The organism is Methylobacterium sp. WL116 (assembly GCF_008039455.1).
Classification (GTDB): Bacteria; Pseudomonadota; Alphaproteobacteria; order Rhizobiales; family Beijerinckiaceae; genus Methylobacterium.
In genome coordinates this window covers 1-428 of record NZ_VRUV01001165.1, presented here as the reverse complement: position 1 = coordinate 428, position 428 = coordinate 1, and the positions used below count along the sequence as shown (strand labels likewise).

Sequence of the window (428 nt, the reverse complement as noted above, 5' to 3'; positions counted from 1 at the left end):
CCCCCCCGCCCCCCCACCCTTTTTTTTTTCTCCCAGATGCCGGAATACGACATCGGCGCCGGTCTCGTGGTCTCGGTGATGTGTTTAAGCGACAGCCCTCGCGGGCGATGCGGCCGAGGCCGCGGCGGCGTGGACCGGGACGGTGCTGTGCTTGGCGGAGGCCGAGCCGTCGCGCGCCGACCTCGTCGTCGATGCGCTGTTCGGCGCCGGCCTGTCGCGCGACCTCGAAGGGCCGGCCCGCCATGCGCTCGAGCGGGTCGCGGCGTCCGGGCGCCCGGTGCTGGCGGTCGACGTGCCGAGCGGGGTCGACGGCGATACCGGCGCCGTCCGCGGCTTCGCGCTCCGGGCGGTCGAGACCGTCACGTTCGTCGCGGAGAAGCCCGGCCACCGGCTGCAGCCCGGCCGCGGCCTGTGCGGCCGGGCTGCAG

1 protein-coding gene is annotated in these 428 nt (G+C 75.0%); it reads left to right on the top strand.

The genetic code is table 11. The annotated features are described in order from the left end of the window. Positions 1 to 142: 142 nt before the first annotated feature. On the top strand, positions 143 to 428 hold a 286-nt coding region (locus FV223_RS29890; protein ID WP_348644845.1), incomplete at its 3' end, for an NAD(P)H-hydrate epimerase.